Source organism: Kitasatospora sp. cg17-2 (genome assembly GCF_054031055.1).
Map to the genome: position 1 here is coordinate 7,860,073 of NZ_CM132923.1, position 23,271 is coordinate 7,883,343.

Consider the following 23,271-nt stretch of genomic DNA (forward strand, 5'->3'; position numbering starts at 1 on the left):
CGAAGCGGTGGGGACTCCTGTTTAGGGCGTCGGACGGGACACGCCGCGCATGTCGGCGGCGCGTCGGAGATTTCCGGTGATTCATGTGCTTACATCCCGATACGGGTGATTTGCCCTCAGGGGTCCCCGAGACCGGGCCACGGGGAGTGGCGTACGGAGTGGGAAGTCGGCCGGACCGACTTCCCACTCCGCGTTCCCGGCCCCGTCGGCAGCGCCCCGTCGGCAGTGCCTCGTCGGCAGCGCTCCGCGGGCATGTGGGGCCGGTCGGTCAGAAGAGGCCCAGGGCCTTCGGGGAGTAGCTGACCAGGAGGTTCTTGGTCTGCTGGTAGTGCTCCAGGAGGGCCTTGTGGTTCTCCCGGCCGATGCCCGAGTTCTTGTAGCCGCCGAAGGCCGCGTGGGCCGGATAGGCATGGAAACAATTGGTCCACACCCGGCCCGCCTGGATGGCGCGGCCCGCCCGGTGGGCGGTGGTGCCGTCGCGGGTCCAGACGCCCGCGCCGAGGCCGTACTGGGTGTCGTTGGCGAGCGCGATCGCGTCGTCGAAGTCCTCGAAGCGGGTCACCGCGACGACGGGGCCGAAGATCTCCTCCTGGAAGATCCGCATCCCGTTGACGCCCTCGAAGACGGTCGGCGTCACGTAGTAGCCGCCGGCCAGCGCGCCCCCGAGGTCGGCCCGCTCGCCGCCGGCCAGCACCTTGGCGCCCTCGGCCTGGCCGATCTCGATGTAGGAGAGGACCTTGCGCAGCTGCTCGTCGCTGGCCTGCGCGCCGACCTGGGTCTCGGTGTCCAGCGGGTTGCCCTGGCGCATCGAACGGACCCGCTCCAGGCCGTCCGCGAGCAGCCGGTCGTAGATCGAGGACTCGATCAGCGCCCGGCTCGGACAGGTGCAGACCTCGCCCTGGTTGAGGGCGAACATCGCGAAGCCCTCGACCGTCTTGTCGTAGAAGGCGTCCCGCTCGGCGGCGACGTCGGCGAAGAACAGGTTGGGGCTCTTGCCGCCCAGCTCCAGCGAGACCGGGATGAGGTTGCCGCTCGCGTACTGCGAGATCAGCCGGCCGGTGGTGGTCTCGCCGGTGAAGGCGATCTTCCGGATCCGGTCGCTGGAGGCCAGCGGCCGGCCGGCCTCCAGGCCGTAGCCGTTGACCACGTTCAGCACGCCCGGCGGCAGCAGGTCGGCGATCAGTTCGACCAGCAGCAGGACGGAGGCCGGGGTCTGCTCGGCGGGCTTCAGCACGACCGCGTTGCCCGCCGCGAGGGCCGGGGCGAACTTCCAGACCGCCATCAGGATCGGGAAGTTCCACGGGATGATCTGGCCGACCACGCCCAGCGGCTCGTGGAAGTGGTACGCCACGGTGTCCTCGTCCAGCTGGGAGAGGCCGCCCTCCTGGGCGCGCAGCGCGCCGGCGAAGTAGCGCAGGTGGTCGACCGCGAGCGGCAGGTCGGCGCCCAGGGTCTCGCGGACCGGCTTGCCGTTCTCCCAGCTCTCCGCGACGGCGAGCCGTTCGAGGTTCTGCTCGATCCGGTCGGCGATCCGCAGCAGGACCAGGGCGCGTTCGGCGGGCGGGGTGCGGCCCCAGGCCGGGGCGGCGGCGTGGGCGGCGTCGAGGGCGGCCTCGATGTCCTCGGCGGTGCCGCGGGCGACCTCCGTGAAGACCTCGCCGGTGACCGGGCTGGGGTTCTCGAAGTACTGGCCGAGGACCGGCGGCGTCCATCGGCCGCCGATCCAGTGCTCGTAGCGGGGGCGGTACTCGACGATGGATCCGGGCCGTCCGGGGGGCTGGTAGACCGGCATGCTCTGGTGCCTCCTCGCGCTGTCGGGGCGCCGCACCGGCGCGTGGGCCGGGCGGTGCGCCGGGCCGTGCTGGGCGGCCCGGCGGAGGGTACGGACACACACGCGGGTCGGGCGTGCCCCGCTCCGGGGGCGCCCGCCGAGCAGCACCCTAACCGGCGGGCGGCCGGTTCGGCTACGGTCCGTACGGCGCCCGTCCACGGAGGGTGGCGCATTCCGGCCGCCGCGCTTCGGCCCCCGGCGCCCGGTCGTCGTCGCCGGAGGGGAGCGGCCGGAGCGGGCGAGTACCCCTCACGCCTCCTGGTAGCGGCCGGTGCGGCGTTCCCAGCTCAGGTAGCCGGCCAGCCAGGTGACCAGGCCGTCGGCGTAGCGCTGGGCGACGATCCGCTCGACCCGGGCCAGCCCCAGCTCCCGGTACACGTCGGGGAGCCGCTCGTACAGCTCGCGGCAGCGCTCGGCCATCAGCTGGGCCTCGGCCATCACCACCGCGCAGGCCGACTCGGCCGAGCAGTCCCGCTCCCGCTGGACGATCATCACCAGGTTGTTGACGTCGCCGCGCGGGGCCTCCAGCGGGAAGGACCGGACGTCGTTGGTGAGCGAGGGGATGTCGGCGGCGAGCTGGCGGATCTGACGCAGCACCGGGTGGTGCAGAACGGCCGGCGGGACCTCGAAGTGGCCGAGCCGCTCGACCATGTCGAAGATGGTCTCCATCGCGGCGGTGCCGCGCCGCAGCACCTGGTACCCGGCCCGGTCGGGCGGACGCGGGCTTATCCGGCCGGCCGCCTCCGCGGGGTGACTGGCCAGGTAGTACTCCCAGTTGTACGCGGCGCGCGCCTGCCAGCGCGCCGGCATGCCCTGGACGCTGCGCTCCCAGAGGTCGGCGAACGCCGTCTCCACGGGGGAGTCCCGGTCGGGCCGGGCGCCGTGCAGGACGGCCACCAGCCGGTCGCAGATGGGGGCGACCTCGGCGGGGCGGCGGCCGAGCGGGCCGTCGAACTGGTCGTCGAAGAGGAAGTAGAAGCCCATCAGGTCGGCGGCCAGGGCGAGTTCGTCCGGCCCGGCGTCGGGGTAGCCGAGGGCGGCGAGGTCGACGACCTCCCAGTGCGCGTACGACGGGTGGGTCGGGTCGGCCAGCAGCGGGTGGCGGGTGAGCCAGGCGCGGTGCAGTTCGGTGGCGTACGGCCCGTGGGCACTGCGACGGTACGGGAACGGAATCTGAAGTGAGGTGTCGTCAGACATCGGACTCCCGGAGCTGCGGAGGGTGGGGGCGCTTAAGGTATTGCTGCTGTCGGTGGGGGAGTTGGGGTTGCACGGCCGGGTGGTGACGGATTGTCACGACATGATCAACTCGGCGTGCGGGCCGTAGAGTATCCGATGCAATGATCCGACGTTAGGGATATAGGGCAATTGCCCTCGGCAAGCCCGCCGAACCCTCGATCTCGGCCCCCGCCTGCGTGAATGCGCTCCACCGCACCCCCGGCGGCGCTACTCTCGGCTCCACGGGCAGGGAACGGCGAGGTGGAGGCGCGACGGTGACCGAGCGGGACAGCGAATTCCGAGCGGAGGCGACGACCGGCGCGCGGGAGGCGGAAGGCGCCCCCAACCGGGTCAGGTTGCGTGACCGCGACGCCGAAATCCGCTCCGCCGAGGCGGCGGTGGACAAACTCTGCCGTGACTTCGCGGCCGGCGGCACCGAGATCGGCGAACTCCTCACCTTCTCCGGCCGGCCCGGCATCGGCAAGACCACCCTGCTGCACGAGGTCCGCCGGATCGCCAAGCTGCGCCCCAACGCCACCGTGCTGTTCGCCCGCGGCGGCGAGCGCCAGTTCAACGAGCCGTACCACGTGCTGCGCCAGCTCCTCCAGCCGGTGCTCGGCAGTCTCGGCCCCGGCGAGTTCCGCCAGGTGATGGGCACCTGGGAGGAGGTCGTCGGACCGGCCATGGGCCTCAAGCAGCCCAAGAAGGGCGCCCGCCGCCTCGACCCGCAGGGCGTCCGGGACGGCCTGGACTTCGTCCTCACCCAGCTCGCCCCGCGCCGCGCCCCGCTGGTGATGGTCGTCGACGACCTGCACTGGGCCGACCTCGAATCCCTCAGCTGGCTGGCGCAGTTCGCGGTCCGGGCCCGCGAACTGCCGGTGCTGCTGGTGTTCGCCTACCGCGACGACACCGCCGACTGGCAGCAGGAGTCCCAGGACCATCACCGCGCCGTCGCCTCCCTGGCCACCCGCCGGCACCAGCTGAGCCGGCTCTCGCTGGTCGCCGTCACCGACATCATCCGCGCCGAGCTGGGCGACCGGGCCGAGGACGCCTTCTGCTACGAGTTCTGGAACGTCGTCAACGGCAATCCGTTCGAGGCCGTCGCCCTGCTCGACCAGGTCCGCGACCAGGAGCTCGACCCGGTCGAGGAGAACTCGGTCCAGCTCCGCGAACTCGCCGTCGACGCCACCGGGATGACCCTCAAGTCCTGGCTGGACCGGCTCGGCGCCGCCACCCTGCGGTTCGCCTGGGCCGCCGCGATGCTCGGCACCGACATCCGGCCCGACCTCGCCACCCGGATCTCCGCCCAGTCCACCGAGGGCGCCCGCGAGTCCGTCAAGGAACTGCGCAAGCAGCGCGTCCTGACCGCCACGCCGAACGGCAACCTCGAATTCGTCCACCCGCTGATCGCCAGCTCGATCTACAACACCATGCCCGAGGCCACCAGGACCGGGATGCACGGCGTGGCCGCCGCCGAGATCGAGAACGCCGGGCTCGGCCTGCTCGCCGCCTCCCGCCACCTGGTGGAGACCTTCGCGGGCGAGGGCGACGACCGCACCGTGCGCAAACTCCGCCGGGCCGCCTCCGAACACCTGCTGATCGGCGCGCCCGAGGCCGCCCAGCGCTGTCTGCACCGCGCGCTCGCCGAACCGCCGGACGACCAGGACCGCGCCGAGGTGCTCTACGAGCTGGGCTGCTCGGCCCTGCTGACCGACCCGGTCGCCACCGTCAACCAGCTGAAGCTCGCGCTCGACCCGGAGGAGGGACCGCTGCGCCCCTCGCTCCGGGTGGACGCCACCTTCCGGCTCTCCGAGGTGCTGGCGCACAGCGGTGAGCTGCGCGAGGCCGCCCTGGTCTGCCAGCAGGAGGCCGAGCACACCTTCGGGGACCCGGCGGGCCGGCTGCGGCTGGAGGCCGCGTCGTTCATGTGGCACGCCTTCCGCAAGTCCGAGGAGGACGGGCCGGCCCGCTCCGCCCGGCTGGGCGCCCTGTGCGAGAGCCTCACCGGGCGCGAGGCCGCCGACCGGGCGGTGCTGGCGCTGCGGGCCTGGGACCTCACCCTGCGCGGCGCTCCCTCGACCGAGGTGCTGCGGCACGCGGACGACGTGCTGGACAACGGGCGGCTGCCCAAGGGGCTCGGCTGGACCGACAACATCTGGGGCTTCGAGCTGCCCGCCACGCTCGGCCTCTCCTACACCTACAACGACCGGATCGCCCAGGCCGAGCGGTTGTTCTCGGACGCCATCGTCCAGTTCGAGGTGGCGGGCTGGTCCGGTGCCCACCGGGGTTTCGCCTACTTCCTGATGGGCCTGGCCCGGTTCCGGCGCGGTCTGCTCGCCGAGGCCGAGGACTTCCTGCGCCGCGCGCTGCGGCTCTCCGAGCGGATCGGCTCCAAGCTGCCGCTGGCCTGGGACGCGGTCGGCGTGCTGATCGACACCCTGATCGCCCGCGGCCGCAGCCAGGAGGCCTGGGAGCTCGCCCTCGACTTCGGCTTCCACCCGCCGTACCACGCGACCGCGATGGTGCTGCCGGACGCCGCCTCGCTGTACGGCAAGCTGCTGCTCGCCGTCGGCCGGCCCGCCGGCGCGGCCGCGGCGCTCACCGAGGCCGGCGCCCAGCTGGACATCCGGGGCTGGCACAACACGGTCTGGGCGCCCTGGGCCGCCCACCTGGCCATCGCGCTCGCCGAGGACGAGCCGGAGCGGGCCCGCGAGTACGCCCGCCGCTCGGTCGCCGACGCGGAGCGGTTCGGCACCGCCTCGGCGATCGGGACGGCGCTGCGGCTGCACGCCCAGATCGAGGACGGCCAGCAGGCGGTCGAGCTGCTGGAGCGGGCGGTGGCCCACCTCGGCCAGTCGCCGGCCGGCTACGAGCACGCCGTGGCGCTGGTCGACCTCGGGGCCGCGCTGCGCCGGGTCGGCCGGCTGGAGGACGCCCAGGAGTACCTGTACCAGGGCATCGAGCTGGCGCAGCACTGCGCCGCGGACGGGCTGGTCGACCGGGCCCGGCGCGAGCTGGCCAACTACGGCCTGCGGCCGAACCGGCTGGGCGACGTGCGGGAGACGCTCAGCCAGCCCGAGTGGGACGTCGCCGAGCTGGCCGTCCGGGGTGTGCCGCCGCAGCGGATCGCCGACCGGCTGGCGCTGCCGCTGAGCCTGGTCAACCGGCGGCTGGCCGCGGTCTACCGCAAGGCGGGCAGCGGGCCCGACGGGCTGGCCGCCGCCCTCGGGCTGGCGCCGGAGCAGCGGTCGGCCGAACCGTGGGCGCCGGTGCCGCGGGACGGCTCGGACCCGGCGGAGCCCGTGGCGCTCCCGGAGCTCCGGGCGCGTCCGGAGCTTCCCGAACGGTCGGACCGGCGCGACCGTTTCTGACGGTTGCCGTTGGGGTGCTGACCGGTTTCGACCGGTTCCGACCGCTCGGGTCCTCCCGCCCGGGCCCGGGCGGCGCGCGCGGGCCCGATGAGCGCCCTGCCGGGCCCGCGGCTGACTAGGCTTGACGCCGACCCGGGCCCGTACAGGGTCCGGGCGGTACCCCGGTCAAGGGTGGGCGCGCACCCCGTGGCCCGCCAGTGAGGAGCAGGTCATGGCGACGCCCCCGGCGAACGGGTCGCGGACCACCAGCGTGCGGCGCGAGCCCCTGGACCCCTCGGGGGCGGGCTCCGCGATCGAACGGTGGACGCTTCGGGCCGGCCCGTACGAGGCGAGCGTGCTCACCCTCGGCGCCACCCTGCACACCCTGGTCGGCCCCGACCGGGACGGCCGCCCCGGCCAGGTGCTGCTCTCCAGCGACCGGATCGCCGACATCCTCGGCCCGGCCCGGCACTACGGCACCGTGGTCGGCCGGTACGCCAACCGGATCGCCGACAGCCGGGTCGGCCTCGACGGCGAGGAGCACCCGCTCGCCCCGACCGGCGGCGGGGTCACCCTGCACGGCGGCCCGGACGGCTTCGCCAACCGGATGTGGGCGGCCGAGGAGCTGCCCGACGGCGTCCGGCTGCGGCTGCACAGCCCGGACGGCGACCAGGGCTTCCCGGGGGCGCTGGACGTCACCGTCGACTACACCCTCGACGCCTCCGGCGAGCTGGCGATCCGCTACCGCGCGGTGACCGCCGCGCCGACCGTGGTCAACCTCACCAACCACGCGTACTTCAACCTGGGCGGCGAGGGCTCCGGGGACGTCCTCGGCCATCTGCTCACCCTGGACGCCGACGGGTACACCCCCGCCGACGGGCGGCAGATCCCGTACGGGCGGATCGAGCCGGTGGCCGGTACGCCGTTCGACTTCACCACCGCCCGGCCGATCGGCAAGTCGGTGCACGACGAGCACCCGCAGCTGACCGGCCCGGGCGGCTACGACCACAACTGGGTGCTGCGCCCCCGCCCGGCGGACGGCGCCCCGGCCCCGGCCGCGCGGCTGGAGGACCCGGTCAGCGGGCGGACCCTGGAGGTGCTGACCACCGAGCCGGGGATCCAGGTCTACACGGCCAACGGCTTCCGCGGCGCGGTCAGCGGCGCGAGCGGGGTGCCGTACGGGCCGTTCTCCGGGGTGGCGCTGGAGACCCAGCACTTCCCGGACTCCCCGCACCACCCGGACTTCCCGAGCACCGTGCTGCGGCCGGGGGAGGAGTTCCGTTCGACCACGGTGTTCCGGCTCGGCAACACCGGCTGACGGGGGCGCTGCAAGAGCCTTTCACCACGGAGGGTGGCCCCGGCGGCAGCTGTCGACCGGGGCGAACCGGACAAAGCGCCACAACTTCCTTGCCTGTCAACTACCGTGCGGCAACGTGAAGGACACGTGGGTGTAACGATCGCTTTTTCTTGCAGAAACTTGCTGCAAGGGCTTTCCGCGACTGTTGCCCCGCTGTTAACTTCCTTCCCGAGCCCGGCGGCAGCAACGGTGCGGTCGGCGCGAGGCAAGGCAGCCATTATGCGCCTGTCTCCCACTATTTCGGGCACCCCCACCCTCCAAGGAGTTCTCATGCGGCGTGGCATCGCGGCCTCTGCCCTCGTTGTGGCCCTCGCGGTCTCGATGGCTGCCTGTGGCAGCAGCGGCTCCAGCTCGGACGGCAAGGCCGACGGGCCGGTCACCCTCACCTACTGGGACACGTCGAACGCCACCAACGAGGCGCCGAACTACCAGGAGCTCGTCAAGAAGTTCGAGGCGGCCAACCCGAACGTCAAGGTCGACTTCGTCAACGTGCCGTTCGACCAGGCGCAGAACAAGCTCCAGACCGCCATGGGGGCCAAGGGCGCGCCGGACGTGTTCCGTTCCGAGGTCGGCTGGACCGCCGCCTTCGCCAAGGCCGGCTACCTGGAGCCGCTGGACGGCACCCCGGCCGCCGCCGACTCCGCCAAGTTCCAGCCCAGCCTGATCCAGCAGGCGAGCTACCAGGGCAAGCTCTACGGCGTGCCGCTGGTCACCGACACCCTCGGCCTGCTCTACAACAAGGAGCTCTTCGCCAAGGCCGGCATCACCGCCGCCCCCACCACCTGGGACGAGCTGAAGACCGTCGCCGCCACGGTCAAGGACAAGGCCGGCGTGGACGGCTTCTGGCTGAAGGCCGCCGACGGCTACTACGCGATGCCGTTCCTCTTCGGCGAGGGGACCGACACCGTCGACGCCAAGGGTAAGAAGATCACCGTGGCCGGCCCCGAGGCCGTCAAGGGCATCGAGACCTACAAGTCGCTGTTCACCGCGCCCGGCACCGCCAAGGCCGACGTCACCACCGACGCCTACGCGCACATGATGGACGCCTTCAACAGCGGCAAGGTCGCGGCGATCGTCCAGGGCCCCTGGGAGATCACCAACATCTACAAGGGCTCGGCCTTCGCCGACAAGACCAACCTCGGCATCGCCCCCGTCCCGGGCGGCTCGGCCGGCAAGGGCGGCGCCCCGACCGGCGGCCACAACATCTCCGTCTACGCCGGTGCCGACGCGGCCCACAAGGCCGCCGCCGAGAAGTTCGCCGCCTTCATGACCTCGGCCGAGAGCCAGGCGTTCATCGCGCAGAAGAACTCCACCCTGCCGACCCGCGACGACGCCTTCACCCCCGAGGTCAAGGCCGACCCCGGTATCGCCGGCTTCCAGTCGGTGCTGTCGAGCGCCAAGCCGCGCCCCGAACTGCCCGAGTACAGCTCGCTGTTCGCCTCGCTGGGCACCAACCTCGGCAAGGTCGTCCAGGGCACCTCGACCCAGGACGGTCTGAACACCGTCGCCACCGACTACGCCAAGCTCCTCCCGGGCTTCGCCAAGTAGTCCGTCCCCCACCGCCGTCCGGCCCGCCGACCCCCGGCGGGCCGGGCGGCCGGACCCGTAGCAGCAGTCGCCGAAGCGAGGCGGCGGACCTCCCCCGAGAAGGTGTCGAACATGTCAGTCGCCGTGCAGGGCGCCACCGGCCAGGGCAGCCGGCAGCGCGATCCGCGTCCGGGCCTGATGGAGCGCCTCAAGCGCTCGTACGCCAAGCACTGGTACGCCTATGCGATGATCGCGCCGGTCGTGCTCGTCCTCGGCGTCCTGGTGCTCTACCCGCTCGCCGAGGGACTCTGGCTCACCCTCACCGACGCCAACAGCCTCAACGCGGCCAGGAAGATCGGCGTCAACGAGATCCCGGCGAGCTACCACTTCGTCGGCCTCGACAACTACGCCGACATCCTCTGGGGCCCCGGCTCCTACGACCGCTTCTGGTCGCACTTCGTCTGGACCATCTCCTGGACCGCGCTCTGCGTCGGCCTGCACTACACCATCGGCCTCGGCCTCGCCCTGCTGCTCAACCAGAAGCTCCGCGGCCGCGCCGTCTACCGGATGCTGCTCATCCTGCCCTGGGCCGTGCCGACCTTCGTCACCGTCTTCTCCTGGCGGCTGATGCTCGCCGACGGCGGCGCCGTCAACGGCCTGCTCTCCGCGCTGCACCTGCCCGAACCCGGCTGGCTGGACGACCCGCTGGCCCAGAAGGCCGCCGCCGTCCTGGTCAACACCTGGGTCGGCGTGCCGTTCATGATGATCTCGCTGCTCGGCGGCCTCCAGTCGATCCCGGCCGAGCTGTACGAGGCCGCCGAGATGGACGGCGCCACCGCCTGGCAGCGGTTCCGCCACGTCACCCTGCCCGGGCTGCGCACCGTCTCCTCGACCGTCGTGCTGCTCGGTGTGATCTGGACGTTCAACCAGTTCGCCGTCATCTTCCTGCTGTTCGGCGCCAACGGCGCGCCGGACGCCCAACTGCTGGTCACCTGGGCCTACCGGCTCGGCTTCGGCCAGCAGCCCCGGGACTACGCGCAGTCCGCCGCCTACGGCGTGATCCTGCTCTCCATCCTGATCGTCTTCACCGGCTTCTACCGCCGCTGGCTCGCCCGCAACGAGCGCGCGAACGGCTGACCCGGCGAACCGCACGACCACGAAGGAGGCACCTCGATGAGCACCACCACCGACCGACCCACCCCCCGCACCGCGGCCCGCGCCGCCGTCCCCGCCGCCCGGCCCGCCAAGGTCCGCGGCCGCGGCGAGAGCGGACCGCTCGCCAAGACCCTGATGCACGGCGCGCTGATCCTGGCCAGCCTGGTCGCCCTGTTCCCGGTGGCGTGGATCCTCTACGTCTCGCTCGGCCCGGACAAGACCGACTACCTGCACCCCGGCGCGATCCTCGACAAGATCACCTTCTCCAACTACCGCACGGTGCTGTTCGACACCGACTTCGCGAGCTGGTTCGGCAACGCCTTCCTGGTCTCCGGCGTCACCACCGTGTTCGGCGTGATGATCGCCGCCTCCACCGGCTACGCCGTCTCCCGGATGCGCTTCCCCGGCCACAAGCCGCTGATGTGGTCGCTGCTGGTCACCCAGATGTTCCCGATCGCGGTGCTGATCGTGCCGATGTACACGATCCTGTCCCGGCTCGGCCTGCTGGACAGCTACCTCGGCCTGATCCTGGTCTACTCGACCACCACCGTGCCCTACTGCGGCTGGCTGCTGAAGGGCTACTTCGACACCATCCCGGTGGAGATCGACGAGGCCGGCCGGGTCGACGGGCTCTCCCCCTTCGGCACCTTCTGGCGGCTGGTGCTGCCGCTCGCCCGCCCGGGCCTGGCGGTCGCCGCCTTCTACTCCTTCCTCACCGCCTGGGCCGAGGTCGCCTTCGCCTCCACCTTCATGCTCAGCTCCGACAAGTACACGCTGGCCGTCGGCCTGCAGACCTTCGTCAGCGAGCACGACGCCCAGTGGAACCTGATGGCCGCCACCGCGGTGCTGATCGCGATCCCCTCCTCGGTCCTCTTCTACCTGGTGCAGCGCCACCTGGTGACCGGGCTGACCGCCGGCGCCTCGAAGTCCTGACCGTCGGCGCCCGCACCTCCTGACCGCTCCTCCTCCACCCCCAAGGGATACCGTCCATGACCCAGAACCTGGCCGACACCTCCCGGCCCGCCGCCGACGCCACCGCTCACGAGGCCGGCGCCGGCGCGGACAGAGGCTGGTGGCGGGACGCGGTCATCTACCAGGTGTACCCGCGCAGTTTCGCCGACTCCAACGGCGACGGCATGGGCGACCTGCCCGGCATCCGCAGCCGTCTGCCCTACCTGCGCGACCTCGGCGTGGACGCCGTCTGGCTGTCGCCGTTCTACGCCTCCCCGCAGGCCGACGCCGGCTACGACGTGGCCGACTACCGGGCGGTGGACCCGATGTTCGGCACCCTGCTGGACGCCGACGCGCTGATCCGCGACGCCCACGCGCTGGGCCTGCGGATCATCGTGGACCTCGTCCCCAACCACTCCTCGGACCAGCACGAGTGGTTCCAGCGCGCCCTGCGCGAGGGCCCCGGCTCCCCGCTGCGCGAGCGCTACCACTTCCGTCCCGGCAAGGGCGAGAACGGCGAACTGCCGCCCAACGACTGGGAGTCCATCTTCGGCGGCCCGGCCTGGACCCGCTCGGAGAACCCGGACGGCACCCCCGGCGACTGGTACCTGCACCTGTTCGCCCCCGAGCAGCCCGACTTCGACTGGGACAGCCCGGCCGTCGCCGACGAGTTCCGCTCCATCCTGCGGTTCTGGCTGGACATGGGCGTCGACGGCTTCCGGATCGACGTCGCCCACGGCCTGGTCAAGGCCCCCGGCCTGCCCGACCTCGGCGGCGGCGACCAGCTCAAGCTGCTCGGCAACGACGTCATGCCGTTCTTCGACCAGGACGGCGTGCACGAGATCTACCGCAGCTGGCGCAGGATCCTCGACGAGTACCCCGGCCAGCGGATCGGCGTCGCCGAGGCCTGGACCCCGACCGTCGAGCGCACCGCCAACTACGTCCGCCCCGACGAACTGCACCAGGCCTTCAACTTCCAGTACCTGGGTACCTCCTGGGACGCCGCCGAGCTGCGCGGCGTGATCGACCTCTCGCTCGACTCGATGCGCCCGGTCGACGCCCCCACCACCTGGGTGCTCTCCAACCACGACGTCACCCGGCACGCCACCCGGTTCGCCAACCCGCCCGGCCTCGGCACCCAGATCCGCACCCCCGGCGACCGGGCGCTCGGCCTGCGCCGCGCCCGCGCCGCGACCCTGCTGATGCTCGCCCTGCCCGGCTCCGCCTACGTCTACCAGGGCGAGGAGCTCGGCCTGCCGGACGTCACCGACCTGCCCGACGAGGTCCGCCAGGACCCGTCGTTCTTCCGCCAGGCCGGCCAGGACGGCTACCGCGACGGCTGCCGGGTCCCGATCCCGTGGTCCGGCACCGAGGCCCCGTACGGCTTCGGCCCGGACGCCGGCGGCCCGTCCTGGCTGCCGCAGCCCGCCGAGTGGGCCGCGCTCAGCGTCGAGGCGCAGACCGGCGACCCGACCTCCACCCTGGAGCTGTACCGCTCCGCGCTGGCCCTGCGCCGGGACCGCGACGACCTCGGCGCCGGCCGGGAGGTCGAGTGGCTGGAGAGCCCCGAGGGCACCCTGGCCTTCCGCCGCGGCTCCTTCGTGTGCACCGTCAACACCACCGGCGCCCCGGTCGCGATACCGGCGCCCGGCCGGCTGCTGCTGACCTCCGCCGGCGCCGACCCCCGGGTCGTCGACGGCGAGGCGGTGCTGGCCGCGGACAGCACCGACTGGTGGGCGGTCTGACGTGGTTGCAATAGGCTCTGGGACCGTGACTACGGCGCGACTCTCAGACATCGCGGCGCAGGCGGGGGTCAGCGAGGCCACCGTCTCCCGCGTGCTCAACGGCAAGGCGAACGTCTCCGCCACCACCCGGCAGACCGTGCTGGCGGCGCTGGACGTGCTCGGCTACGAGCGGCCGACCCGGCTGCGCCAGCGCAGTGCCGGGCTGATCGGACTGATCACCCCGGAACTGAGCAACCCGATCTTCCCGGCGCTGGCCCAGGTGATCGAGCAGGCGCTGAGCCGGCACGGCTACACGCCGGTGCTCTGCACCCAGACCCCGGGCGGTTCCACCGAGGACGAACTGGTCGAGATGCTGGTCGACCGGGGCGTGGCGGGCATCGTCTTCGTCTCCGGCCTGCACGCCGACAGCACCGCCGACCACGACCGCTACGCCCGGCTGGCCGGGCGCGGGGTGCCGTTCGTGCTGATCAACGGCTACAGCGAGAAGATCGACGCGCCGTTCATCTCGCCGGACGACCGGGCCGCGATGTGGATGGCCGTCCAGCACCTGGCCGAACTCGGCCACGAGCGGATCGGGCTGGCCGTCGGGCAGCGGCGGTACGTGCCGGTGCTGCGCAAGATCGAGGGCTTCACGGCGGCCCTGCGGGAGGTGCTCGGGCACACCCGGGAGGAGGCCGAGGAGCTCGTCCGGCACACGCTGTTCAGTGTGGAGGGCGGGCACGCGGCGGCCGGGGCGCTGCTGGACAAGGGCTGCACGGCGATCGTCTGCGGCAGCGACATGATGGCGCTGGGCGCGATCCGGGCGGTCCGTCAGCGGGGCCTGGCGGTGCCGCAGGACGTCTCGGTGGTCGGCTTCGACGACTCGCCGCTGATAGCTTTCACCGAGCCGCCGCTGACCACCGTGCGCCAGCCGGTGGAGGCGATGGCCACCGCGGCGGTGGACGCCCTGCTGGAGGAGGTCGGCGGGAACGCCGTCCAGCGCGGGGAGTTCATGTTCCAGCCGGAGCTGGTGATGCGCGGCTCGACCGGCGGCCGCGCGCGCTGAGGAGACACCACGAGGGCCCCGGGAGCGATCCGCTCCCGGGGCCCCTCGGCGTTCCGCTCAGCCCTCCTGGGCGGTGGGCCGGTCCGGGGTGACCCGGTGGCCGTCGGCGGCGTCACCGGTGCGGGCCCCGGTGCGCCGGCCCCGCTCCAGGAAGTCGCGGAGGATCAGTTCGACGGCGTCCTGCGGGTTCCTGGTGCCGGACAGCATCATCGCGTCGATGGCGAGATTGGCGTCGAGCGAGACGGTGACCTGGGCCATGGTGACTCCTCCTCGGGTGCAGAGCAGCAGCATGCCCGCCGGGGCGGGCCTTTGACCATGGTTGTCCGGAACGGTGATCGCGGCGGGGCCGCACCGGGGCAGGCCTCGGCCCCCGGGCGAGGAGCGACGACTCTCCCGGGGGCCGAGGTACTACCGGATCAGACCCGGCCGGCGAAGTCCGGCGCCCAGTTGGCGACGGTCTGGAGCCGGACGCCCGAGCTCGGGTTGGCGGCCTCGACGTACTTGCCGTCGCCGATGTAGAGCGCGACGTGGTAGACGCCGGAGTCCTGGCCGTTGTTGGACCAGAACAGCAGGTCGCCCGCCTTGAGCGAGTCCAGCGAGACGTGCGTGGACGCGGCGGCCTGGTCGGCGGCGACGCGCGGGACGGAGACGCCCGCGGCCCGCAGCGCGGCCTGGGTCAGGCCGGAGCAGTCCCAGCCGCCGTTGCCGGTGCCGCCGTAGACGTAGGCCTGGCCGACCTTCGACTGGGCGAAGGAGACGGCGGCGGCCATGCTGCCCGTGGCGGCCGGGGCGGGGGCCGGGGTCTCGGCCTTCGCGGTGGTGTCGGCGGCGGGCTCGGCGGCCGTCCCGGAGCCGTTCTGGGCGTCCTTGGCGCGGTTGAACCAGTCGAAGCCCTGGCCGGACCTGTCGGCGGCCGGAGCCTTCGCCCCGGCGCGGTCGCCGAGGGTCAGGTGCTGGCCCGGGTAGATGCTGTGCGGGCCCTCGGACAGGGTGGAGCGGTTGAGCTCGTACAGCCGCTCCCAGCCGCCCTGGACGTTGTTCTTGTCGGCGATGGAGGAGAGCCAGTCGCCGGCGACCACGGTGTAGTCGGCGGAGGCCTCCTGGCCCGCCTGGCGGTGCCACTTCTGCCAGTCCTGGGCGCCGGTGCGCTGCTGGGCGGCGTCGGAGGCGGCCGGGGCCGGGTTCTCGGGCTTGGCGGCCGGCTTCTCGGCCGGCTTGGCGGCGGGCTTGGTGGCGGGGGCCGGAGCCGGGGCCGGGGTCTTGGCGGCCGGCGCGGTGGTCGCGGAGGTGTCCACGGCGGCGGGGGTGCCGCCCTTGGTCAGACCGGCCTGGACCGAGCAGACCGGCCAGGCGCCGGGGCCCTGCACGGCGAGCACCTTCTCGGCGATCGCTATCTGCTGGTCCTTGGTGGCGAGGTCGGCCCGGGCGGCGAAGGAGGTGCCGCCGAACTCGGCCCAGGTGGAGTTGGTGAACTGGAGGCCGCCGTAGAAGCCGTTGCCGGTGTTGATGCTCCAGTTGCCGGTGCTCTCGCACTGGGCGACCTTGTCCCAGGTGGCGACGGAGGCGGCCGAGGCGGTGCCGGCGGTGAGGCAGGGGACGGTGAGGCCGATGCCCGCGACGCCGAGGGCGGCGATCGCGCGACGGGTACGGCCGGACAGACGGGTGCCGTTGGTGGGCAGCATGAAGACGTGGTCCTCTCCCACGCCTGCGAGGTGAGCTGTCGGATTCGGGCCGGAGTTGCCCGGCCGCGCTGTGGACGCGGCTTCACCCCTAGCCCGGGTCCGGTCCGAGGACCGGTCCTGGGCGAACTACCTGTGGTTCCCCCGCTCCTGCCGTGATGTATTGCGCTGCCAGCACGCCCGACGGCAGGACTCGGCGTCGCGGACGGGCTGGGTCCGTGTGGCCACGAACGGGGAGCACGTTAAGCAGAGGCGGCTTCAAACCGCAAACATGTGTGATGACCGTCACAGTTTACGAAAGACGTGCTGAACCGCTGTCCTTCATGATCAGAAATGACCGATTTCCGGCAACGCCCGTCATGGCCAACACAACTGCCTATGCTTCAGAGCGTCGGCACCATGCCGGCGCAGACGCAGCCGCCCGGGGGGAGGGCTACGCACCGATGGGCATCGACGAGGACCCGGACGCCGCCCGTCCGGCCACCAGGCCGCGCGGGGCGCACCGCAGGGCAAAACATCGCAGAGCGGACATCCCGCCCGAACCACCCCGAACTCCCGTAACCCGCCGCGCATTACTGCGCTGGCTGGCCGTCGGCACCGCCTTCGCGGCGATCAGCGGCGAGGAGGTCCTGCGCCGTTCGCTGAGCGGCGAGACCCGGCTGGTCACCCCGGCCGCCGTCGTCGGCTCCGGCCCGCCCGGGGAGGGCGCCCCGATGGGCCAGGACGGCGGCCACGGCGCCGCCCCGCCGGGCACCGCCGCCCCGGGCACCGGGCCCCCCGAGCAGCCCGCCCCCGCGCCCACCGTCGACCAGGGCGGCCGCCGCTGGTCCGACCGGGCCGGCTGGGGCGGCAGCCCGCCCGGACCGCGCAGCGCCGTCCGGATCACCGACAAGGTCCTGCTCGACACCGACGCCGAGGTCGGCTCCCTGCTGGTCGAGCCGGGCGGCAGTCTCACCTTCGCCGCCGACCGCACCCTCACCCTCGCCGCCGCGGGCAACGTCGAGATCCGCGGCGCCCTCGCCCTCGCCCCCGACGGCGACCGGGTCCACACCCTCCGCTTCCCCACCGTCGACGAGAAGCGCTTCCAGGGTGACGGCATGAAAGTGGTCGACACCGATGTGGGCCTCTGGGTCACCGGCGCCGGCTACCTGCGGCTGGACGGCGCCGCCAAGACCGCCTGGGTCCGCGCCGAGCGAGAGCTCAGGGCCGGCGACACCGTCGTCAACCTGGCGGCCCCGCCCGCCGGCTGGCTCCCCGGCGACGAACTGGCCGTCACCCCGACCGGCCCGCCCGACCAGGACGGCTTCGCCGCCGCCTACGACCTCGTCACCGTCCGGTCCGTCAGCGGAACCACCGTCACCCTGACCACCCCGCTCAAGTACCCGCACCCCAGGGTCGCCGCCGGAGGGGGCGTCACGGTCGGTGCCGAACTGCTCAACCTCACCCGCAGCGTCCGGGTCGAGGGCAGCGCCAAGGGCCGCGCCCACGTCCACCTCACCAGCACCCGCCGGGCCGACGTCCGGCACACCGCGCTGCGCTGGGTCGGACCGCGCGCCGACACCAAGGAGACCTGGCGGGGCCCGGACGGCACCGCGCCCGTCACCGCGCCGGTGCTCGGCCGGTACGGACTGCACTTCCACCGGCTCGGCGACGCCACCCGGGGCACCGTGGTCGAGGGCGTGGTCGTCCGCGACGCGGGCAGCCATGCGTTCGTGCCGCACGCCAGCCACGGCATCACCTTCCGCAGCTGCGTCAGCCACGAGACCTGGGAGGACGCCTACTGGTGGGACGGCCCGCTGGACACCCGCACCCCCCAGCAGCCCTCCGACGACATCGTCTACGAGTCCTGCGTCGCCTCCCGCACCCTGCTCGAACCCAACCCCCGGGCCTACCGGCTGACCGGCTTCAACCTCGGCGCGGGCACCGGCGGCAAGGCCGTGGACTGCGTCGCCGTCGGGGTGCAGGGCGCCACCGGCGCCTCGGGCTTCGAGTGGCCGGAGAACAGCGAGGGCGTCTGGACCTTCCAGCGCTGCCTGGCCCACAACAACCTGCAGGACGGCATCTTCGTCTGGCTCAACGCCCAGCGGCACCACGTGGTCACCGAGTTCGCCGCCTACCACAACGGCGGCTGGGGCATCGAGCACGGCGCCTACCTCAACGACTTCGACTACACCGCGAGCGTGCTGTACGGGAACGCCGGCGGGGGAGTGGCGCTGCACGCGCTCGGCCGGGACCGGGGCAGCAACTTCGACGGGCTGCTGATCGACGCCGCCGGGCGCAGCGACTTCGCGGTCTCCACCGCCCGGCACGAACTCGCCGGGGAGTCGGTCACCTTCAGCCGCAGCCGGTTCACCGGCTACCGCAGGGCCGGGATCGCGTTCCGGGCCGGGCCCGACGGCAAACCGGACGACGTGCTGGTGCTGGACTGCGAGTTCGGCGGCAACGAGCTCTGGCTCGACCCGGAGGCCGGGGCGCCCAAGAACATCCTGCTGCGCCGGGCCGGAACGACCGAGGTGCTGCAGGTCCGCCGGGCGGGCGAGCAGGGCACCGACCGGCCGCAGTGGAACGCGGTCGCCGCGTCGGTGCCGACCCTGGCGGGCCAGTCCCGGCCGGTGCAGGTGCCGGAGCTCCGGCTGAAGGATGCGGCCGCGCCCACCGTCCGGGTGGGGCGGTGACGGTGCCGCGGCGGCGCCGGGTGCCTCCGGCGGAAGCGCGACGGGCCCGGAACGGCAGCTCCGTTCCGGGCCCGCCCACGCGGTGTCCGCTACTGGGCGGCGTGCCGTCCGTTGCCGCGGGGGCCGGTCTCGTCGGCGTCCTCGGCCTCGTCGGCCCCGAGGTCGGGGGCGACGGCCGGCAGCGCGGCCAGGTAGGTGGAGGCGACCAGCTGACCCACCGCCTGGTACGCGCCCAGCGGCGCGGCCGACGGGCAGCCGGACTCCTCGGCGGCCGCGGCGAGCAGCTCGGCGTCCGCCTCGGGGCCGATCACCAGCGGGGCCAGGGCCGGGTTCTGGGCACCCATCTCCTTGAGGTGGGCGACGGCCTCGGCCACCGAGCCGGGGATGTCCAGCGCGGCGGCGACGACCGGGACGGCGAGCCGGGCGGCCAGCAGCATGCCGGTGATGCCGGCCGCGTCGGCCGCGGGCTGCCCACCGACGGTGGTGAGCACCACGCCGTCGGCGGCGGTCGCGATGGCGAACAGGCGGGCGCGGTCGGCGCGGGCCAGACCGGCCTCGGAGAGGCGGACGTGGACGGCCTCGGCGAGCAGCGGGTGCGGGCCCAGGGTGTCGGTGACCTGGGCGCCGTACTCGGCGGCGAGGGCGTGCAGTTCGGGGAGGAAGCCGTGCGGGCCGGGCACCAGCGGTACCACGACGGGCGTCGGCAGGCCGGCCTCGGCCGCTTCGGTCAGGAGTTCGGCGACGGTGCGCTCGGCCGTGGTCCCGCCGGTGTGCCGGTCGTCGGCCCCGCCGGTCGGCAGGTAGCCGGCGGCGGTCAGCACGCCGTTCTGCTCGCTGCGGACGATCGACAGCAGCTCCTCGACCACGGACCGGGATTCCGGTCCGGCGGCCGCGGGGACGGCGAGCAGCAGGGCCGGGGAACCGGCCGGGATCTCGGGGCGCTCGGGACGGCGGTGGCGCCCCCGCGCACGGGAGCCTGGAGTACGGACGGGCAGTGGCGCGCCCGGGATGGCTGCGGTGCTCATGGCGGAGATCGTAGGACATCGGCCCGCCCGGCCCGCATTCGGCTGCCGTACCGGGTGGGACCACCGCTGCGAAAACCGGACATAACCGGCCTCCGGGCGGCAGTTGTCCCGGTACCCGCGTAGATGCGACGGAACGGGGCTTTCGTTGCACGAGTGGCGCGTGAGATGTCTCACAGCATACGACCGGCCTGACGGAGCGTCACTGAGGTGCGACTCCCGGCGTCGGAAGATCAACATTCAGCGGGGGGTCGCCTACGGGCGGTTAGCGGCTACTTGTCGATTCGCTCGACTATGTCCGCTTATATGCCGCCGGGGGGGCTCTTCGTGAAGAGTTCCGGTTCGGTGTCGAAAAGGCCGTGCACCTGCAATGTCCCGTGCTGATGCACGTGCACTGGAGCTATCATCGCGTCAAGTGAGGCGTTGTGCCGGGCCGGTACGGGGCCGGCCCGGTCGTACGGCCGGGGCCGGGGCGCCGAGCTGGACGACCCACTCCGGAGCTCTTCGGGAGATTTCTATGCACGACTCGCACGACACGTACGACACGTACAACGGGATGGCCGCTGCGGACCTCGAAGGCGTGGTCTGGCAGAAGAGCCTGCACAGCAACTCTCAGGGGAACTGCGTCGAATTCGCCGCCCTTCCGGGGGGCGATGTGGCGATGCGCAACTCGCGCTTCCCGGACGGTCCGGCGCTGATCTACACCCGGGCCGAGATCGCCGCACTGCTGCTGGGGGCCAAGGACGGGGAGTTCGACCACCTGGCGGTCTGACCGGTCGCCGGCTTCACCATCGGGGGGCCGTCGTGGGTGCTGACACCACGACGGCCTTTGTCTTTCCCGGGTTCCTCCGGCCGTGCTCGCCGGTTCCCCGGCCTTCCCCGCACCCGGGATCCCGGGCCGGGGCCCGCCCGGCCTTCGCGGCCGGGCCCGCCTCCGTCGCGCTGCCGGGCCGCCGCACGCGGGCCGGAGGGAAACGGATCGGAGGGACGCCACCGCCGGGAGGCTGCCGGTGCCCGCTGCCCGTGGGCCGCCGATCGCCGTTGCCGGGGGTGGAGTGGTCGCCGGAGGAGTTCGCCGGCCGTGGTGTGGTGTGGTGTGTTCCCGGCGCGGCTCCGGGCGGACGCGGAGTCGGGTGTCAGGCCGAGCGCCGGTGCCGTCCGCCGAACTCGGCCACGGGGGCCGGTCGCAGGCTCTCCTCCACCTCGAACAGCGCCCAGACGACCTTGCCGCCGCCCAGCGGGTGCCAGCCCCAGGAGCGGCTGAAGGAGTCCACCAGGTGCAGTCCGCGGCCTGACTCGGCCACGAAGTCCGCCTCCCGGGCCACCGGGCCCAGGCTGCTGGGGTCGCTCACCGCGCAGACCACCTGGGGCGCGCGGTGCACGAGGCTTATTCGGATCGGCAGCCTGCCCTCGGGCGTCGGTTGCGTGGGAAAGTCGTGGTCGTCCGCCGTGGTCGGGCACGCGCCGATCGCGTGCCGCAACGCGTTGGTCACCAGCTCCGAGGCCACCAGCGCGACATCGTCGAAGAGCTCGCCCAGGCCCCAGCGCTGCAGGGCGGTCCTGGCGAAGTCGCGCGCGGTTCTGACGGCTTCGTAGCGGGGAGCGAGCGTACACGTGACCACATGGGGGTCGACTGCCAAAGCCGTTCCGGTGCTCATGAAGAGCTCCTCCCATAAGGGGGCGGACACGGCTGGACCCGCCGGGGTCATGCCGGTCACCTCCGACTCGCTCGGCCGCGCGGCCGCCTCGACCAGGCGCGCGCGCACGAGGGCCCGGAGGCGCGGGGGCGCTGCCGGGCCGGTGCACGGAATCGCGCGTGGGGTCGACGCGGAGCCCGCGGGATTGCCAGGGATGTGCAGGTGCACGTGCACCATCGTGCTCTGCGCTCACTACAGATGCAAGAGCCGATTCACGTGCAGTCGTTCAAATGGCATATGCAAGCGCCGGATGCACGTGCATCCTGGTGTGCGGAGTGCAGAACTGATAGGAACATCCGTCAGTATCGGCACCGTGAGCGCTCAACTGATGGCAGACTGTGCGCTGTTTGCCCTAGGTGGAGGTTAGGACCGCATGACCACAGTTCAGCCGGGCGGCGGCTCGATGGTCCGCCGGATCCTCCTCGGCTCCCAGCTGCGCCGGCTCCGCGAGACGCGCGGCATCACCCGCGAGGACGCGGGCTACGCGATCCGGGCTTCCGAGTCCAAGATCAGCCGCATGGAACTCGGCCGGGTCAGCTTCAAGGAACGCGACGTCGCCGACCTGCTCAGCCTCTACGGCGTGGACGACGGCCTCGAACGCGAGGCGCTGCTCGGCCTGGTCCGTGAGGCCAACAAGTCGGGCTGGTGGCACAGCTTCAACGACGTCCTGCCGGGTTGGTTCCAGACCTATGTCGGCCTCGAGGAGGCCGCTGCCCTGATCCGCACCTACGAAGTCCAGTTCGTCCCCGGCCTGCTGCAGTCCGAGGAGTACGCACGGGCGGTTTTCGGCCAGAGTCGGCCGGTGATCAGCGAGGAGGAGGTCGAACGCCGGGTCAGCCTGCGCATGCGCCGTCAGAAGCTCCTCACCGAGGGCGGCAGCCCGCGGCTCTGGGCGGTCATCGACGAGGCCGCGCTGCGCCGTCCGGTCGGCGGCCCCAAGGTGATGCGCGGCCAGGTCCAGTACCTGATCGACGCCGCCGAGCAGGCCAACGTGGTCATCCAGGTCATGCCGTTCCGCTTCGGTGCGCACGCCGGTGAGTCCGGTGCGTTCACCATCCTGCGCTTCCCCGAGCAGGACCTCGCGGACGTGGTGTACCTGGAGCAGCTGACCAGCGCGCTGTACCTGGACAAGCGCGACGACGTCGACGCCTACATCCAGGTCATGGAGCGGCTCTGCGTGGACAGCCTCACGCCCGAGCGCACCATCGACCTGCTGGCCTCGATCCTGAAGGAGCGCTGAGCCCGGACCGGACCGGTGCCCGAGGGGGCGCCGGATCCGGACGGGCGGAGCGGCCGCCGGCCGCCGCGGTTCAGCCGCGGGCCGGCGGCCGCTCCCGTTCCGGCGGGAGCGGCTGCGGCGGACGGCCGAGGTGCCAGGGCAGGTCGTAGCGGCGGAACAGGTCGGCCCGGATCGGGGCCAGCGGGATCTCCGCCCCGGGCAGCAGCACGCCTATGCAGCCGCCCATCAGCGCGCTGCGCAGCACCGCGTGCTCGGCCGGCGGGTCGGGGGCGCCCCAGTCGCGCAGCAGTCCCTGGAGGATCGAGCCGAGCCGCTGCTGCTCCGGGTCCTGGACGAAGGCGCCGGTGTCCGGGTCGAGGATCAGCGCGAGGTGCGAGCGCATCACCCTCGGGTGGTCCATGGCCAGGCTCAGCACCGCGTCGATGGCCCGGGCGAGCCGGTCCTCGGGGCCGGCCTCGGGCGCCAGCTCGTCGAGGGCGGTGGAGAGCGCCTGGTGCATCATCCGGTGGGTGGCCGACTGCATCAGCAGCCGTTTGCCGTCGAAGTAGTAGGAGAGCAGGCCGCGGGCGAGCCCGGCCCGCTCGGCGATGTCGGTCAGCGTGGTGCCGGCGTATCCGCGCTGGTCGACCAGCTCGACGGTGGCCCGCATGATGCGGCGCCGGGAGCGCTGGCGCATCTCCTCATTGACCGAATCCCCGCGAGGTGCCATCGTTTCTGCTCCGTACGTTCGTTGGCTGGCGGCCAATATACTGGCCGGGCCGGCGACCGGACCCCGGTGACCG

At 72.8% G+C, this 23,271-nt stretch carries 17 protein-coding genes and 1 riboswitch; of the genes, 10 read left to right on the forward strand and 7 right to left on the reverse strand.

What is annotated here, in order from left to right:
• Positions 1-268: 268 nt before the first annotated feature.
• Entirely contained in the window at positions 269-1,792 is a 1,524-nt protein-coding gene (exaC, locus tag ACW14Y_RS33140) for an acetaldehyde dehydrogenase ExaC (RefSeq protein WP_456984545.1), read from the reverse strand.
• A gap of 288 nt (positions 1,793-2,080) precedes the next feature.
• Entirely contained in the window at positions 2,081-3,028 is a 948-nt protein-coding gene (locus tag ACW14Y_RS33145; RefSeq protein WP_051742927.1) for a terpene synthase family protein, read from the reverse strand.
• A gap of 293 nt (positions 3,029-3,321) precedes the next feature.
• Between ACW14Y_RS33145 and ACW14Y_RS33150 the strand changes: the two genes are divergently transcribed.
• The 7 genes from ACW14Y_RS33150 to ACW14Y_RS33180 all read left to right on the forward strand — a co-directional run bounded on the left by ACW14Y_RS33150 (position 3,322) and on the right by ACW14Y_RS33180 (position 14,176).
• On the forward strand, positions 3,322-6,417 hold the full coding sequence (locus ACW14Y_RS33150) for an ATP-binding protein (RefSeq protein ID WP_380438537.1): 3,096 nt from the start codon (positions 3,322-3,324) through the stop codon (positions 6,415-6,417).
• Between the two features lie 211 nt (positions 6,418-6,628).
• Complete coding sequence (locus ACW14Y_RS33155) at positions 6,629-7,714, forward strand: aldose epimerase family protein (protein WP_456984547.1); 1,086 nt, start codon at positions 6,629-6,631, stop codon at positions 7,712-7,714.
• Between the two features lie 309 nt (positions 7,715-8,023).
• Positions 8,024-9,301, forward strand: a complete 1,278-nt coding sequence (locus ACW14Y_RS33160; protein WP_380306171.1) for an extracellular solute-binding protein — start codon at positions 8,024-8,026, stop codon at positions 9,299-9,301.
• 111 nt (positions 9,302-9,412) lie between these two features.
• Positions 9,413-10,417, forward strand: coding sequence for a carbohydrate ABC transporter permease (locus ACW14Y_RS33165; protein WP_030392207.1), 1,005 nt, complete (start codon positions 9,413-9,415; stop codon positions 10,415-10,417).
• Positions 10,418-10,453: 36 nt separating this feature from the next.
• Entirely contained in the window at positions 10,454-11,368 is a 915-nt protein-coding gene (locus ACW14Y_RS33170; RefSeq protein WP_456984548.1) for a sugar ABC transporter permease, read from the forward strand.
• 56 nt (positions 11,369-11,424) lie between these two features.
• Positions 11,425-13,131 carry a glycoside hydrolase family 13 protein gene (locus ACW14Y_RS33175; protein ID WP_380306175.1) on the forward strand — a complete coding sequence of 569 codons (1,707 nt, stop codon included), beginning with the start codon at positions 11,425-11,427 and terminating at the stop codon, positions 13,129-13,131.
• A 25-nt stretch (positions 13,132-13,156) separates the two neighbouring features.
• Complete coding sequence (locus ACW14Y_RS33180) at positions 13,157-14,176, forward strand: LacI family DNA-binding transcriptional regulator (protein WP_266273315.1); 1,020 nt, start codon at positions 13,157-13,159, stop codon at positions 14,174-14,176.
• A 57-nt stretch (positions 14,177-14,233) separates the two neighbouring features.
• Here the strand turns inward: ACW14Y_RS33180 and ACW14Y_RS33185 are convergent, their stop codons facing one another.
• Positions 14,234-14,434 carry a hypothetical protein gene (locus ACW14Y_RS33185; RefSeq protein WP_380306178.1) on the reverse strand — a complete coding sequence of 67 codons (201 nt, stop codon included), beginning with the start codon at positions 14,432-14,434 and terminating at the stop codon, positions 14,234-14,236.
• 158 nt (positions 14,435-14,592) lie between these two features.
• Positions 14,593-15,879 carry a transglycosylase family protein gene (locus tag ACW14Y_RS33190; RefSeq protein WP_456984550.1) on the reverse strand — a complete coding sequence of 429 codons (1,287 nt, stop codon included), beginning with the start codon at positions 15,877-15,879 and terminating at the stop codon, positions 14,593-14,595.
• Positions 15,866-16,033, reverse strand: a riboswitch (cyclic di-AMP (ydaO/yuaA leader). It overlaps the preceding gene by 14 nt.
• 265 nt (positions 16,034-16,298) lie before the next feature.
• Here ACW14Y_RS33190 and ACW14Y_RS33195 point away from each other — a divergent pair.
• Complete coding sequence (locus tag ACW14Y_RS33195; RefSeq protein ID WP_456984552.1) at positions 16,299-18,530, forward strand: hypothetical protein; 2,232 nt, start codon at positions 16,299-16,301, stop codon at positions 18,528-18,530.
• 89 nt (positions 18,531-18,619) lie between these two features.
• Here ACW14Y_RS33195 and ACW14Y_RS33200 read toward each other — a convergent pair whose 3' ends face one another.
• The gene (locus tag ACW14Y_RS33200) at positions 18,620-19,555 is read right to left on the reverse strand and encodes a hypothetical protein (protein WP_456984553.1); all 936 of its coding nucleotides are present in this window, start codon (positions 19,553-19,555) and stop codon (positions 18,620-18,622) included.
• Positions 19,556-20,069: 514 nt separating this feature from the next.
• On the opposite strand from ACW14Y_RS33200, the gene ACW14Y_RS33205 reads away from it, so the two are divergent.
• Positions 20,070-20,324, forward strand: a complete 255-nt coding sequence (locus tag ACW14Y_RS33205) for a DUF397 domain-containing protein (protein WP_380306186.1) — start codon at positions 20,070-20,072, stop codon at positions 20,322-20,324.
• A 364-nt stretch (positions 20,325-20,688) separates the two neighbouring features.
• On the opposite strand, the gene ACW14Y_RS33210 is transcribed toward ACW14Y_RS33205, so the two are convergent.
• Positions 20,689-21,210: an ATP-binding protein gene (locus ACW14Y_RS33210; protein WP_456984554.1), complete on the reverse strand. Its 522-nt coding sequence runs from the start codon at positions 21,208-21,210 to the stop codon at positions 20,689-20,691.
• A 412-nt stretch (positions 21,211-21,622) separates the two neighbouring features.
• Here ACW14Y_RS33210 and ACW14Y_RS33215 point away from each other — a divergent pair, with 412 nt between their 5' ends.
• On the forward strand, positions 21,623-22,489 hold the full coding sequence (locus ACW14Y_RS33215; protein ID WP_030392216.1) for a helix-turn-helix domain-containing protein: 867 nt from the start codon (positions 21,623-21,625) through the stop codon (positions 22,487-22,489).
• Positions 22,490-22,559: 70 nt separating this feature from the next.
• On the opposite strand, the gene ACW14Y_RS33220 is transcribed toward ACW14Y_RS33215, so the two are convergent.
• On the reverse strand, positions 22,560-23,165 hold the full coding sequence (locus ACW14Y_RS33220; RefSeq protein WP_380310127.1) for a TetR/AcrR family transcriptional regulator: 606 nt from the start codon (positions 23,163-23,165) through the stop codon (positions 22,560-22,562).
• Positions 23,166-23,271: the final 106 nt, after the last annotated feature.